18 protein-coding genes are annotated in these 14,452 nt (G+C 38.2%); 1 reads left to right on the forward strand and 17 read right to left on the reverse strand.

Annotated elements, in window-relative coordinates:
* Positions 1-10: 10 nt before the first annotated feature.
* Both MHI57_RS12055 and MHI57_RS12060 read right to left on the reverse strand, forming a co-directional pair.
* Complete coding sequence (locus MHI57_RS12055; RefSeq protein WP_095371841.1) at positions 11-796, reverse strand: tyrosine-protein phosphatase; 786 nt, start codon at positions 794-796, stop codon at positions 11-13.
* Entirely contained in the window at positions 793-1,767 is a 975-nt protein-coding gene (locus MHI57_RS12060) for a metallophosphoesterase family protein (RefSeq protein ID WP_328198148.1), read from the reverse strand. The genes MHI57_RS12055 and MHI57_RS12060 overlap by 4 nt, the downstream gene beginning before the upstream one ends.
* Positions 1,768-1,981: 214 nt before the next feature.
* Between MHI57_RS12060 and MHI57_RS12065 the strand changes: the two genes are divergently transcribed.
* Positions 1,982-2,629, forward strand: coding sequence for a GntR family transcriptional regulator (locus MHI57_RS12065; protein ID WP_095371839.1), 648 nt, complete (start codon positions 1,982-1,984; stop codon positions 2,627-2,629).
* Between the two features lie 128 nt (positions 2,630-2,757).
* On the opposite strand, the gene hpf is transcribed toward MHI57_RS12065, so the two are convergent.
* From hpf to MHI57_RS12140, 15 genes are all read right to left on the reverse strand, one after another.
* Positions 2,758-3,306 (reverse strand): ribosome hibernation-promoting factor, HPF/YfiA family, encoded by a 549-nt coding sequence (hpf, locus tag MHI57_RS12070; RefSeq protein ID WP_095371838.1) that lies wholly within the window; start codon positions 3,304-3,306, stop codon positions 2,758-2,760.
* 151 nt (positions 3,307-3,457) lie between these two features.
* Positions 3,458-3,793 (reverse strand): hypothetical protein, encoded by a 336-nt coding sequence (locus MHI57_RS12075; protein ID WP_095371837.1) that lies wholly within the window; start codon positions 3,791-3,793, stop codon positions 3,458-3,460.
* 51 nt (positions 3,794-3,844) lie between these two features.
* Positions 3,845-4,195 (reverse strand): hypothetical protein, encoded by a 351-nt coding sequence (locus MHI57_RS12080; RefSeq protein ID WP_251162128.1) that lies wholly within the window; start codon positions 4,193-4,195, stop codon positions 3,845-3,847.
* A complete protein-coding gene (fliS, locus tag MHI57_RS12085; protein WP_340976507.1) occupies positions 4,192-4,590 on the reverse strand; it encodes a flagellar export chaperone FliS in 399 nt (132 codons plus the stop codon). Before fliS ends, MHI57_RS12080 begins: the two co-directional genes overlap by 4 nt.
* An 11-nt stretch (positions 4,591-4,601) precedes the next feature.
* Entirely contained in the window at positions 4,602-6,701 is a 2,100-nt protein-coding gene (fliD, locus tag MHI57_RS12090) for a flagellar filament capping protein FliD (protein WP_340976508.1), read from the reverse strand.
* A 125-nt stretch (positions 6,702-6,826) separates the two neighbouring features.
* Positions 6,827-7,177 carry a flagellar protein FlaG gene (locus MHI57_RS12095; protein ID WP_307319398.1) on the reverse strand — a complete coding sequence of 117 codons (351 nt, stop codon included), beginning with the start codon at positions 7,175-7,177 and terminating at the stop codon, positions 6,827-6,829.
* Between the two features lie 205 nt (positions 7,178-7,382).
* Positions 7,383-8,606, reverse strand: coding sequence for a flagellin N-terminal helical domain-containing protein (locus MHI57_RS12100; RefSeq protein ID WP_340976509.1), 1,224 nt, complete (start codon positions 8,604-8,606; stop codon positions 7,383-7,385).
* A gap of 236 nt (positions 8,607-8,842) precedes the next feature.
* On the reverse strand, positions 8,843-9,070 hold the full coding sequence (gene csrA, locus MHI57_RS12105) for a carbon storage regulator CsrA (protein WP_095371831.1): 228 nt from the start codon (positions 9,068-9,070) through the stop codon (positions 8,843-8,845).
* Positions 9,058-9,510 carry a flagellar assembly protein FliW gene (fliW, locus tag MHI57_RS12110; RefSeq protein ID WP_322909704.1) on the reverse strand — a complete coding sequence of 151 codons (453 nt, stop codon included), beginning with the start codon at positions 9,508-9,510 and terminating at the stop codon, positions 9,058-9,060. The genes csrA and fliW overlap by 13 nt, the downstream gene beginning before the upstream one ends.
* 12 nt (positions 9,511-9,522) lie before the next feature.
* The gene (locus MHI57_RS12115) at positions 9,523-10,101 is read right to left on the reverse strand and encodes a DUF6470 family protein (RefSeq protein ID WP_340976512.1); all 579 of its coding nucleotides are present in this window, start codon (positions 10,099-10,101) and stop codon (positions 9,523-9,525) included.
* Between the two features lie 63 nt (positions 10,102-10,164).
* Complete coding sequence (gene flgL / locus MHI57_RS12120; protein WP_322909706.1) at positions 10,165-11,217, reverse strand: flagellar hook-associated protein FlgL; 1,053 nt, start codon at positions 11,215-11,217, stop codon at positions 10,165-10,167.
* Positions 11,218-11,231: 14 nt separating this feature from the next.
* Complete coding sequence (gene flgK, locus MHI57_RS12125; protein WP_322909707.1) at positions 11,232-13,091, reverse strand: flagellar hook-associated protein FlgK; 1,860 nt, start codon at positions 13,089-13,091, stop codon at positions 11,232-11,234.
* Between the two features lie 24 nt (positions 13,092-13,115).
* Entirely contained in the window at positions 13,116-13,598 is a 483-nt protein-coding gene (locus MHI57_RS12130) for a flagellar protein FlgN (protein ID WP_095371826.1), read from the reverse strand.
* Between the two features lie 12 nt (positions 13,599-13,610).
* Positions 13,611-13,886, reverse strand: coding sequence for a flagellar biosynthesis anti-sigma factor FlgM (gene flgM / locus MHI57_RS12135; RefSeq protein WP_095371825.1), 276 nt, complete (start codon positions 13,884-13,886; stop codon positions 13,611-13,613).
* 146 nt (positions 13,887-14,032) lie between these two features.
* Positions 14,033-14,440 carry a TIGR03826 family flagellar region protein gene (locus tag MHI57_RS12140; RefSeq protein WP_095371824.1) on the reverse strand — a complete coding sequence of 136 codons (408 nt, stop codon included), beginning with the start codon at positions 14,438-14,440 and terminating at the stop codon, positions 14,033-14,035.
* Positions 14,441-14,452 lie beyond the last annotated feature (12 nt).

A 14,452-nucleotide genomic window follows, 5' to 3' on the forward strand; every position in this document is an offset into this window, starting at 1 on the left:
CTTTAGAAAATTACTCTTGCAAGCAGAAATCTTTTATTTTTTTCCTTATTTCATTTGTTATTCCAAACTCTAGGTACAAATAAGTGTCAAAATCGCCGTATATTTCTTCTATAGCAGATTTAGTTGCAAGTAAATATTCTTCTTGCAATAAAAAGGCTGCTTTTAATTGCAAGAACTCCTCTTCCACAAGTGCTGCTTCTGCCTGCAGAAACATTTGCTCATGAAAGGTGGCTAAAGCAACATTAGAATAAAGGTAATCTTCCATCACAGTTGAAAATGGCACACCGAGTGTAAGTAAAATAATCATAGCGCCTATACCTGTTCGATCCCTTCCTCCAGCACAATGATGGATTAGCGGCAAGTTTTTCTCTGGTTCTTTTAATAAATTCATCAAAGCTTGGTAAGAAGCATTTCGAACCGGAAAAGTAGAATAGAGTGTTAAAAATGTTTCTTTAGTATAGTGTTTGAATACATCTTCTTTTTTCTTTACTTTCGATACTTGCTCGGCGATATTATCCTCAGCGATTACCGGTACTCGTAAAAGCTTGGCACTACCAATTTCCGGATCAGGTTTTTCATTTGCTTCATCTTCTCTACGATAGTCAAATATATATTTAATCTTTTGTTTAGACAGTTGAGCAATATCATCTGTCGTTAATCCACTTAAATCTCCCGCTCTATATATGATGCCGCTTCGTACTTTTCGACCATCTACGGTAACGAGCCCTCCCATATCACGAAAATTCAGAGCCCCTTTTAGGGGAACAGTTTGTGAATAAAGTCCAGTTGTTGTCATTGATTCACCTCATACTTTTCCAAATCACTGACACCATCTAGTTCGATAACTTGAAAACCAACTTCGCCATTTTTTACTGTTACAAAAAGAATATGATCGATCGATCCAACACTATCACCGTGCCAACATGCACCCGTACGACCCATTTGAATATAATTTCTGTTATTTTTTTTCGTTACTTCCAATTGATGAAGGTGTCCTGCAAACATCGTATACATTCTTGATTCAAGCATATTCTCAAATTGGCTGAACTTAGGATCCTTCGTTTTCCAAGCTGGCTTATGCATAAATACAAAAGTATGTTTCACATCATTATTTTCATGTAACACTTCAGCAAAAAACTGTAATTGCTCATCTGAAATATGAGGTAAGTTACCCTTCTCAATATCTTCCTCCGAAGCCCCTTCAGTCATTTGTCCGAAGAATTCTTCAATGTACCCTCTAGCTTTTGCTGGATTTTCAACTACTTGATTGGTAATATCCCTAAAACTCTTTACAAAAGATTCAGGCATACCTAAAGGATTTTCCTCTGTATTCAGCACTAAAAATAAATAATCATTTAATCGAAAAGCGTAATACTCAAAACCTTTTCGCTCACGCCAAACTTTAACCATAGTGTCATTTCCATAGTCATGGTTACCAACTGTTAAATAAAATGGGATGTCTACCTCTTTAATTAACTGATCAATATAGTCCCACTCTCCATGGGCCGCTTCCTCTTGATCCCAATAACCTTCAATGAAATCACCTACTGAAAGGACAAAATCAGGATTAAGGCCTTTTACCACCTGCAAACCTTTCTCAAAAATGCCTGGTGTTGTAATCCCACAGCGATCACCAACAACTGCAAACGAAAAATCATTTTCAAGGTGAGTGGACATGTCTCCAAACCAAGGTCTCTTACCATTCTTAGAAAAATCTTCTTTAAAATAATGTTGCGTCCCAAGCTTTTTTTGATCTATAACATGCATCCAGTTGTCCTCCTTTATTTAAATACAACTGAAGTATACAACTAGCATGTTAATAAGATGTTAATCTAACATGAATCATTTTATGAGTTTGGTGAATTTTTTAAATTTAGTGTAAATTCAAAGGTTACATGATGTATTCTTAGGAAATCATCGCTATAATTGTATAATCATAGGATGTTCAATTAATGGATTTAGACAGAGAGGAATTAGGACAATGACAAAATCTTTAATAGATACCGCTTATCACACCATTCGAACGAAAATTCTTACTTGCGAATACCTACCGGGAAGCCTACTATCCATATATAAATTATCAGAGGAATTAGCTATGAGTCGAACACCCATCTCTAATGCGATTGCTAAACTTGAACTAGAAGGGTTAGTGATCTCCTTAAAAAATAGAGGTGTGATGGTGAAGGAAGTATCATCTAAAGAGATACTAGATATGTTCGAAGTCATTTTCACCCATCAAATGTATGCGCTTGAAAAGGTAGAAACAAATCCGCTTTATTCATTTAATTTATCACTTTTAAATGAACATTTAGAGCAACAACTACTAGATAAAGAGAACGATCGTTATTTCTCTTATGCGACTCACTCATTACAATTCATAAGACAAATCATAGCTGCTGGACAAAACCAAATCATGCTTCAAATTATGGATCAGCATATGGACAAAATCATCATTGGTTCTATGGCCAGTTACTTGCTTTACCCAGAAAAACGGATTTTTTCTGGTGCTCATTATAATGAAGCACTTTACCTATCCATTGAAGCAAAGGAATACGAACAAACAAAAGAACTACTAAAAGAATGGCGAGCTCAAATTAGAGAACGTATCTTAATAATGGGAGCTATATGAATACTTGCATGACTTACGAAGGGAAGACATATTAATGTTCTGCTAGTATTTATCTTCTGTGGCATCAACTTCTCTTCGCACATGAAAAAAGCAGGCAGTGCCATAGCACCTACCTGCTTCCTTTTATATTATTGCGCTTCGATGAGTCCGTAGCGCCCATCTTTTCGTTTGTATACAACGTTTGTTAAGCTTGTGGCTGCGTTGGTGAAGACGAAGAAGCTATGGCCGAGCATGTTCATTTGTAAAATGGCCTCTTCACTGTCCATTGGCTTAAGGTCAAAGTGCTTTTGGCGAACGACCTCTAAGTCATTGTCTTCTTCTGGGTGTTCTTCAGGCTCCTCAAAAGTAGCGAATAATTCGTTAATTCCGCCTTTTTCGCGGAATTTTCGATTGACTTTCGTTTTATGTTTACGAATCTGTCTCTCCAACTTGTCGTTGATTAAGTCGATGGCTGCATACATATCAGCATGAGCCTCTTCTGCTCGAAGTACAAGATTCGTCATCGGAATCGTTACTTCAACTTTTGACGTTTTATCATTATTGGTTTTCAGGTTTACGTTTACATTTACATTAGGAGTTTCAGTAAAATATCTTTCCAACTTCATAATTTTCTTCTCGACGTAGTCTCTGATTGCTGGAGTTACCTCAATGTTTTCACCCCGAATGTTAAAATTCATAAGTGAACTCCTCCTTCTCTTTATAAGAGTCATAAGGATGATTTAGCCTGTCCTTCTTCAGCTAATCCTTATCAGCTAGTCTTTAAATAAGACTATACTCTATATTTCTATGTTACCCGTAAAAAGTCCTGCTAAAACCTTTTTAACGTAATTAAGAAAATAAATAAGGTTGCAATTCATAGTCTATCATTCGGTGCCAAGCTGCAAACAAAGGGAAAAATTGCTCACGTAATATTTCTTGTTTTTCTGGCGCGTTACCGATGGTTTGCTCCAGTCGATCAGCTTGTTCCTGCACCTTTTCAAACACATGCATAATATGAACCATTTCACTGTTTTCCTTAAACAAATGCAGTAATTGCTCGTTCACTGCTTTGATTTGTGGAAAAGAATCAATAACCTCAAAAAGAAGCGCATCACCATCATCTTTATCTAAATCTGTGAAGCTATCTACAATATAGGTAAAGCTTTCTTCTAGTGTATTTAACACAGAACAATACTCTCTTAGGAGAATATACTGCTCCTCCTTCAACTTCATCACCTAATTTCGTTTATCATAAAAAACACCGTCGCTCATCCCAACAGCTTCATACGGATTCGCATATTGCTTACTCTTTACTTTCTGCACCTTCAATCTTTTGATATCATCCTTAATGATTTGCTGGTGCTGATCTAATAATTGTTTAATGGCGCGATCCTGCTTCAATAGCACGTCTTTCATCTTCTGAGCTTCTGTTGACTGAAAATCAACTTGTCTCATTAAAATAAATCGTTGATCAAGCAAATCATCCGTCTTCTTTATGTAAGCTTCTCGTTCATGTTCAGGTAAGCCTTGGTTTAAATGAAGCAATAACTCACGCGTACAAACGATCAAATCAGTTGTCGCTGTCATGATTGTTCACTGCTTACCATTTTGGGTTTTTTCTGCGCTAACATCATTTCTTTCCATGTATTACGAAGATCCATAATCATTGATTCCGCTTCTTTTAAGGCTGTTAGATCATTGCGTGTATTGGCGTCAACTAAGGTTCTCAACACATAATCATAGATTCGTAGCAGATCACTAGATATTTCAACCTCTTGATTGAGTGTCACCATAAATTCTTGTATGATGTTTTGCGCCTTCTGCATATTTTCATTGCGCTTTGCAACTTCACCTTGCTCCATTGCTTGCTTGGCAATGCTAATAAACTTCAAACAACCGTTGTAAAGCATCATCGTTAGTTCTGCCGGTGTGGCTGTATTAATAGAAGTTTGTTGATATTTTTGGTACGGGTTGGTTGTCATCTTTTCACTCCTTATTGCGAGCTATAACCGAATTGTGTGAGCATATAATTCATTTGCTCATTCATTTTTTGCATTTGGGTCTCCATCGCTGCAAATTGTGACCAATACCTTTGCTCTTTATCTGCTAATTTCGATTCTAGTTCAGTTATACGATTATTGATATCATCTAAATTTTTTCCAATAGTAAATTGACTATTTGTCTTCATGCCATTACCCGCTTTTAAGGTAAGCGCATCGATTGATTGTGTAACGGTATCTCGCAATCGTCTAGAAATCCCTTGTTCACCAAGTGTATCCCCATCTGCTGCAAACAAATTAAATACACCTTCTGCATCATTTTCCAATGCTTCCTTCAGCTTATCTTCATTGATTTCAAGCTTACCACCTTCTAAATAATTTTTCGTTGTGGTAATACCAATAGCTGACAGCTGGTTATATTCACTCGTAGCACCTTCTAGCGGTGTATAAAAGTTCATCCGCATATTACTTAGTAAACTACTTAATTGTTGATCTGAACGAAGTAAACCGCTTTTCGCTTTTTCTTCCCAAAGCTCAATATCCTTCTCAGACATCGCCTCACGTTGCTCACTTGTTAACGGTGCATAATCACGATATTTTTCTTCAGATAACTGTCCTTGTATATTATCTATTAATTCATTGTATTTTTCTACGAATTCTTTGATTTTTTCTACGGCTTTATCGGTGTCGTTATTGATTGAGATTGTAACAGGCGAATCGCCATTAACAGCATCAAATGTATCCTTCAAAGTAAAAGAAACACCGTTTACTGTAAACGTATTAGAGGTTCTCTCCGTTTCTAAACCATTTAAAGTAAACTTCGCATTTTCTCCACCTTTTTCATTATTGCTATCAAGTTTTAGAACATTATTTAAAAACGGACTACCATTAAAAGAGATCTCTTTCCCATCGCCACTTTGATTAAAATCACCTGTTGACGTTCGGGCAATCGTTACTTTATCAGAATGTTGGTCATAAAACATATTGACACCTAAGGACGATTTATTCACTTTATCGATCACTGTCGTTAAAGAATCACGGGCATCGAAAGTAAATGTTTGGCTCACTTCACCTGTTTCATTGTATGTAGACATACTGAATTCAAAGTATTGGTGGTCATAACTCACTTCCGCTTTTGCACCTGCTTGTAGGTCAGAGCCGAAAGTGATTTTGCCTGTTTCTTTATCTAAATAAAATTGATCTTCTGCTAGATTATTCACATCCGTACCAGCAGTAAATGTTTTCGTTTCTTTTATTGGGTCACCATTCGTGTCTTTAATGATGTTACCAGCTGCATCTTTTTTGTCCCATGTAAAAGTAATGCTATCCTCAAATTCTGTGATCCCTATTTGTGATAGTTGCACTTCTTTTGTTGCAGAGCCAACAGAAATTGTATCTTTTTGAACCATACTGTATTCCACTTCAATTTTACTGTCGGCGGGAATTTGTTGGCTGAAAGTCATTTTGCCTGTTTTCTCATCTACAAACACTTGCTTTTGACTAGCATCTAAGTCATCTAGGCTCGTCACCACTTGGTAGTTGTCTGTACCAACTGTAACACTATCCATTTGTTCTATATTATGCTTACCAAGCTTTTGTAATGAAAATTCGGTTCCTGCTTTCTTTACTGTGATTTCTTCGTTTATACTTTGTTCGGTACTCTTCCAATCAAATGAACTATTTTCAAAAATGTCCTTTTGGCTATATAGACTTTTCGTTGTATCTAGTTTTTCATCTGTACTAGTTATTCTTCCCGCACTCGCATTCGTAGCAGAAGTCGCCAATCTACTCACGGCAGACAATGTATAAGATCCGTTCCCTGCTGTCGAATCTGCCGTTGCTGTGACTTTGTTGCTATTAGAAGAAGTCGTAATTTTTGATAAAAATGAAGATTGCAAGCGCATATTTAAAGTCATATCGCGGAATGATGCTAGTTTTAAGTTAATATCTCTATATGAATCGCGCTGCCATTCGAGCGTTTGTTTCTTTTGTGACAATTTATCAATCGGCACTCTCTGTACTCTCATTAAATCATTAATTAAGGATTCTGTATCTAAACCAGATGCTAAACCACCTATTCGAAAATTCGCCATGACCATCCGTCCCCTTTTCTCTCTATCTATTTATTATATCGACTATAGTCCTATCGTTTACAGTAAAAATATGACTAATTGCCACTGTTCACGAATAAAAAGCCACTAGCATCAGCCAGTAGCTTCTAGACTTTTTGATCCACCATAAGCCCTTGAAATTCTGTCATTTCTGCAATCATATCAAGGAAATCCTTCGGTGGTATTTCACGAACGACTTCTTTAGTATCCGCATCAACAACTTCTACATAATAGCGATCGAGCTTTTCATGTAACTGGAACTGTACCGAAGTATAATGCGTCTGCAAATGACTATTTGCCTGCTCCACCTTTGATTGCAAGAAGTCTTTTTGTACGTCAGGAGCAGACACCTTTGCTTTATCTTTTATTGTAAAATTTCTTTCAGGTTGACTTTTTTCTTTCTGCTGAATAACAAAAGGCGAGTCCACCATCATTCTCATATTCGACTCTACTCTCATCCCTATTCGCCCCTTACCGAAATCACCTATTTTCTCTTTATATCGGAAACAACCATAAGGCTCTCTATCAATCTAAAGTTCGGTTTTTATTAGAGAAAAAACAGCGACCTTTTTCTTATACATAAGGTCTTTTTACCTAAAAAGACAAAAAGAAGCCCCAGACAAAGCTGAGACTTCTTAGATGAAAATACCAATAAGCGACGAATTAACCTAATAATTGAAGAACCGCTTGTGGTTTTTGATTTGCTTGCGCAAGCATCGCTTGAGAAGCTTGAGAAAGAATGTTCGTACGAGTCATCTCCATTACTTCTTGCGCCATATCAACGTCACGGATACGTGATTCAGCTGCTTGAAGGTTTTCAGATGAGTTGTTTAAGTTAGAGATTGTGTGCTCTAGGCGGTTTTGACTAGCACCTAGTTTAGAACGCTCTGCAGATACTTTATCAATTGCTTCTTGGAATTTAGTAACCGCTGCAGCTGCATCTTCGTGAGTTAATACACTTAGTGCAGATTCTTGAATTGTTGAGCTTGTCCCGTCAGTTACACCTAATTTAGAATCAGTTGTATCAGCAGTAGTGATTCCTAAAGCAGATGCTCTCATATCAGAAATATTGATGCTCATGCTTTGGTTTTCGTTTGCACCAATTTGGAAAGTAATGCTAGAACCTGCTCCAGCAGCTTTTCCTTCTACTCCAGCTGTTACTTCTGTTAAAGTCGCACCTGAGATAGTTGGAGCAACTGATGATTCTTGACCAGCTTCTTGTTCAAGAGAGATCGTTCCTGTTGTATTTGTAGCAGCATATTTATCTTTTAATTTATCATTAGCTTCGATAGCAGCAACTAACTCATCTGCATCACTAAATGTTCCATCAGCAGCCGTACCGCCACCAGCAACATAAGTAAATACCTCATCATCAATTGTGATAGTACTTACTCCATCAACACTTCCGATATCACCAAATGAAAAAGTATGTTCACCTGCAACAGCAGTTACTGCTTCTGATCCATCTTTCCCACCATCGATTAATTTTTGTGTATTGAATTCTGTTGTATTACCGATACGGTTGATTTCTGAAGTTAATTGGTTGATTTCTTTTTGGATTTCTTCACGGTCAGATCCAACGTTTGAGTCATTGGCTGCTTGTGTAGCAAGTTCACGCATACGTTGAAGAATGTTTTGTGATTCTTGTAGCGCTCCTTCAGCAGTTTGGATCATTGAGATACCATCTTGAGAGTTACGGCTAGCTTGGTCTAAACCGCGGATTTGCGCGCGCATTTTTTCAGAGATTGCAAGACCTGCTGCGTCATCTCCTGCACGGTTAATACGAAGACCTGAAGATAATTTCTCCATCGCTTTAGCGTTAGCATTGTTGTTTACGCCTAATTGACGATACGTGTTTAATGCTGAAATATTATTGTTGATAATCATTTGAATTCCTCCATGAGTTGTATTTTTCCACGTCCTTGTGGATTGAAGTAAAGCTTGTCGCTTTATTCTTATTTATTATCGGAGTGCTATAAAGTTTGTTTAATACTTTTTATAAAAAATTAATAATTTAAAAAATACTTGTCTCTATTGCCTTCTCATTACTCCAACATGAATTCTTGTTTCCTTTGTTTATCTTCAGACAAATATAAAAAAATAAACCGATATCTCCAACCGGTTTATTTCTCAGTATTATTTTTCAATAGTGCCATTAAATCAACAGGGTTTTGTGCGGCTTCGTTGTTTTCTGTCTGGATCTGTAGGTATACTTCTTTTCTGTAGATGTCGATGTCTTTTGGTGCTTGGATGCCAAGTTTGATTTGGTCTCCTTCGACGGCGACGATCGTGATTTCGATGTTTTCATTAATGATAATCGATTCGTTTTTGCGACGGGTTAATACGAGCATGAGGCATCCTCCTCCATAAGCTGGAATAACGGATGCTTCGTCTTGTAGCGCGCATCATTCAATACAAGCTGTTTCCCCATTCGTTTTTTCATATTAATCACCAATGGACCTTGCAAATTCGCCGTTGATGACTTAAACGGTTCCTTTAACGTGAGAATGACAAAAGTAGCTACATCTTCCGGTTGTTCAATTTGCAGCGCATGTTGCGATGCTTCATTGAGCTGAAATTCGTAATCAGCAAAAAAGGCATACGGGTCGACAACGACAAACGCTAACTCAGCCGTATTGATTGATTGTAAAATAAAATAAGGGAGTTCTTCTAAAAAGGGAAGAAGCACATATTGCTGTTCTTCTGGAAACCCTGGCAAGCCTACCGGAAAATGAAGGTGTTGCTCTGCTGACACTTCAACTGTCCCTTGATATTTTGTCTCAATTTTCATCGTAACACTTCCTTAAATAAGCTGATCCACTTGAAAATCTCTTAGTTCAAAGTTAATCGCTTCTTTTTGCTGTAAATAAATTTGCGCTTGCCAGTTTTCATGAGCGATTTGTGGTCGATTGATACTTACATCAATGGCTGGCGTTTGCGGGGTTACGTTCACATCGACGCTCCCTGGATCATAATCGATTTGTACCCGGAAATGGTTTTTCGGTAAATAGCCGATCCCTGGTGTCTTTTGGTTGGGCTCACTATTTTGTTTCGCAATTTGTGGAATGGCACCTGCTCCGTTTTCAATTTTCATCATCGCATCACCTTCACGAACCCGCCTAGAGATCCCTGTAATTGCCGTCATCTTTGCCTGTTCAGCCGCTTCTGCGACTCGCCTGCCTGCCCCTTTATTATCCAGATCAGCTCGCGCCTCTGATTGATCAATAAAAAGCCGGGATGCTTCATGACTAATTGTAAGCTTTGCTGGTGGCTGATGCATCGAAACGTCTGCTTGCGACTGTTTGATTTTCATCACAGGTTGATAATAATTGATACCAAGTTGCGCCTGTTTTGTCGTTATTTCTAAATAAGGTGTATGCATAGATTCACCGCTCTTTACATGACGAGCGGCCCATCTCTAGAGATGAACCGTCGTCAGCGTTTTTTATCGTAAAAAGTCCATTAATGTTGGTTGAATAATGCTTGCTCCTACTGCTAAAGAAGCACGGTGGAGGGCTTCTTGGGATGTTAATTCAATAATGACCTTCTCTGCATCGATATCTTCGTTATTAGACATCATGGTTTTGGCAAGTATCTCTTGATTCCCTAAACGACTTTCCACCATCTCTACTCGATTAGATTTAGCACCGATATCTGCCATTTCAGAGATTACATTATTATGGTGATGATCAATCATATCCAGCTCCCCAGATAAATCATCCGCTGTTGTATCAGGTGAATTCAACTTATCAATTAAGTTGCCAATATCTTTAAATAAATCTAATGAAAAGACATTTTGCGGCTTACTATTCACATCGAGATGAATGCCTGCAGAAACTTCAATTTTTACGCCTTCAGCATTGCTAGCAACCGCCCCTTTTTCTTTCGCTACAAAAGAATCTGGTATCGGGAATCCGATTTCAGTGCCATCTTGAGCTTTAAATGCATTCGAAGATTCATTCCAAACAAGCTGACTACCCTTCTCATCGAAAAGTACATAATCCTTGGCATTATTCGCATCAATTGTGCTGATATCAACATTTTGATCAATTTTCTTTAAATCCACTGGCTTATTCGTTGTATCTGAGCCGTTAAAAATATACTTATTATTCACTTTAGTATTGGCGATCGTCTCTAATTGATTTCGCAGCTGTTCAATTTCACTAGCCACGTTCTTACGTTGACCCGCATCATATGAATCACTGGAAGCCTGTACCGTAAGATCACGGATACGCTGGATAATTTTATTCGTTTCATCCAGTGCCGATTCCGTATTATCCATCCAGTTATATACTTCACCTAAATTGCGTTGATATTGGGATACAGCCGTTACTTGGGAACGGTAATTGACCCCTTTCATCGCTGCTACAGGATCATCAGACGGGCGATTCACTTTTTTGCCGGTATATAGCTGCTCTTCTAACTTACCAAGCTTTTGATAGTTGTTTTGAATATGTTTTAGTGAATTTTGTGAAAGCATGGATTGTGTTACGCGCATCAGTCATTACCTCCTTATCTTCCAACTCTGCCCATACCATTAATGATGGTATCAAGCATTTCGTCTATTGCAGTGATTTGTCTAGCCGCTGCACTATAAGCATGTTGAAACATGATCATATTGGACATTTCTTCATCAAGAGAAACCGAACTTACAGAAGAACGGTTAAATTGGACCGTGTCGGCTAGCGTAGCAGCATTTTCCGTCATTCGATTTGCCTCTTGTGTAGTTACTCCTAACTCCCCAATCATCCCTTGGTAGAAGCTCATCATATTTGTATCTGATCCATTAAAATCGAGCATCATGTCTTTTACATTTGCCAGAGCAACTGCATTAGAACCGTCACCAACAAAACTTTCGCTCGAAGGGTTTTGTCCAATACCTGTTAACTCAAATGACCAAGTAGAACCAGATTGTAAGTTAGAGATTGTACTAGTATCGATTTTAAGGCCAAAGAGATTCATATTTTCTTTCACTGCTTGATTTTGATGGTCAGCTATTGGATTGCCGTCTAAATCATAAGCGGAGTACTTCCATGAGCCATTATCATAAGTCAGCTCAATTTTTGCCTCACTAATCGTGATCGGCGGGGTGTCATATGTTTGAATACCACTGAACGCACCCAGAATCGTTGGGTTACCAGTCGATGGGTTGTCCGCATGTTTCGTAATAGAACCTGTAAATAACTCACTACTTGAGGAAGCGGCAATATGATTTAAATTATTCATGATTGAATCAGACACTTTTATACTGGCTGCGGCCCCTGCTGCATTATCGCCAATTTCAAAGAAGTCCACACCGTTCTTAACGCCGCTCTCAATTTCAGATAAACTCCAGCCACTTTGATGGACAGCATTAAAGGCCGTGGCAAAGCGGAAAGCCATTAAGTCCAGATTCGCAAGCATATCAGAATAAACACCTGTTTCCTTCCCAGTGGCATCTATTTTGCCGTACATATCTATATTCGCAAGTAAGCTCCCTTTCGAAGTAAAATCTGATGCCGCCATCGATTTATTACCGATTTGCAAACTAGCAATAGCTTGTGTTTCAGGGTCTTTTTTGACACTCAATGATTGGACGATATCATTTTTCCCATCGAGTAAAGTACCGACACTTTTACCATTCCCATCGACTAATTCAATCGAATATTTCCCGGCAGCTTGACTACTTGCATTCCCACCACTTGGTGTAGCACTCACTTTAATGTTGACTAAGCCTGAGAGTTGATCAACAAGTACATCCCTTTTATCATATAAATCATTCGGCAAATAGCCATGTGGTTCTACGCTAGCAATTTGCTCATTGATCTGGTTAATTTGTGTGAGGATTGAATTAATTGTTTTCACATTCATATCAATTTGCTCACCGACATCTGCTTTCTGAGCGCTCAGTTGTCCTGCCAAATAATTAAAAGTATCACTCACGGCAATCCCACGCTGACGAACAACCGAACGAGCACCTGAATCTTCAGGGTTAGTTGATAAGTCTTGCAAAGCATTCCAAAATTGATCTAATGTATTCGCAAGGCCAGTATCTGACGGCTCATTCATGACACTTTCAATTCGGGAAAGCTCACTGCTTCTCGTATTCCAATAACCGAATTTATTGTGCTCATTACGGTACTGTACATCCAAATAGTCTTCGCGTATGCGTTGAACCGATCCTGCCTGAACACCCGTTCCAATTTGTCCTGGCATGTATGGCGCATTCATTCCAACAGACGGAAAAGCATTTGTTTGAGTAAAGTTCACCCGTTGTCTCGTATATCCTACAGTATTCGCATTGGCAATATTATGCCCGGTTGTATAGAGTGCACTTTGTTGTGTATGTATGGCTCTCTTCGCCGTTTCTAACCCCATAAAAGTAGATTTCATAACGTTTCCTCTCTTTTCTCTATCCTACACTTTAGACTGGAACATTCCTGTTGCAGCTTGAGATTTCGCTTTTTGCGGATGAATATAATTCATATTTTGCGCAGCTGCTTTCGGATTGACGAGATTCATAGATAAATTCACATATTGTAAGGAGTGATAAATCAGTTGTTGATTCAATTGATTTTTCTCTTTTAATTTGTCAATAACGGATGATAACTGCTCTCTTTTTTCAAGTAAAGCTTGTTGTTCATGTTGTTCCAGTACTAATATACAGTCTGCTATTGTTGGCTTATCGATACTAGGTACAAGACTTGCTGCAATCTGGATACGCGCTTGTTCAAGCTTCTTTATTGTTGCGACATGGGTTTGTTCATCTTTTAGCATCTGATCTAATGCAGCCATATCACCCTTTTTAATCATATCTGTCTTCTGTCCTGCAAGCTCATAAAGGCTTTGATGATAAGATATTAAGCGTTCCATCGCAGTTAGAAGTGCTTCTGCAGACATACCACACCCTCCTTAAGAGCGTTTTTGTTGAAAATGTTGAACTAGGCTTTTCGCCAATTCATTCGCATCAACATGATACGTACCATTTTCCACTTGCATTTTTAATTGCTCCACCTTCGCTTGGCGAGCAGGATCTGATTGTGATGTTTTTTGCATTTCTAATGCTTTTGAAGAAATTTCGAGTTTATCTGCTTGATTCGTTTTCGCTTGTTCTACTTGCTTTGTCATATTCGCTTGGCGTTGGTAGGGATTGACCTGGTTTGCCGCGTTAAAATGATTAACCTTCATTATAAATCCCCCGCTTTCTTCGTCCCTTTTATTACTCCTATTATCGGTATAAATAGAATGAGTTTAAAGTGATATTACACTTTTAGTAAATTTTACATACATACTATCGTTCCGAAAGTAAACATTAGTTCTTTAGACTTCCTTCTTTAAGACTGTTTACCTCTATAAGAATAGTAGGTTCTCTCTCTTTCTTTTATCCGATCCTGCTCTCGTTCAAATTGCTCTAATTCTTTTTGTAATGCTTTGCGACAAGACTCACAAATTCTTCCTTCTTGAATTAATGTACCACACTGATCGCAAGGATAGCCTAGCTGGGGAAATTGCGCCACCTTTAATCGACCTGATCGAACAAACTTCTGCAGGAGCCACTCCTCTACTCCTGTTGCTTCTGTTATTCTTTGCATAGTAGCAGCACGATTTTCTCTTTTCCTTAGAAAGGCATATACGACTTCGTATGCTTCTTCTTCTTTTTTAAAACACGCTTGGCAAATGGTGCTGACTTGATTTTTCATAAATAAGGCATTACATCTAGGGCAGTTTGCGATCTCCGCCATTCTTTTCACCTC

This window comes from Cytobacillus sp. FSL K6-0129 (assembly GCF_038007625.1).
GTDB lineage: Bacteria > Bacillota > Bacilli > Bacillales > Cytobacillaceae > Cytobacillus > Cytobacillus kochii.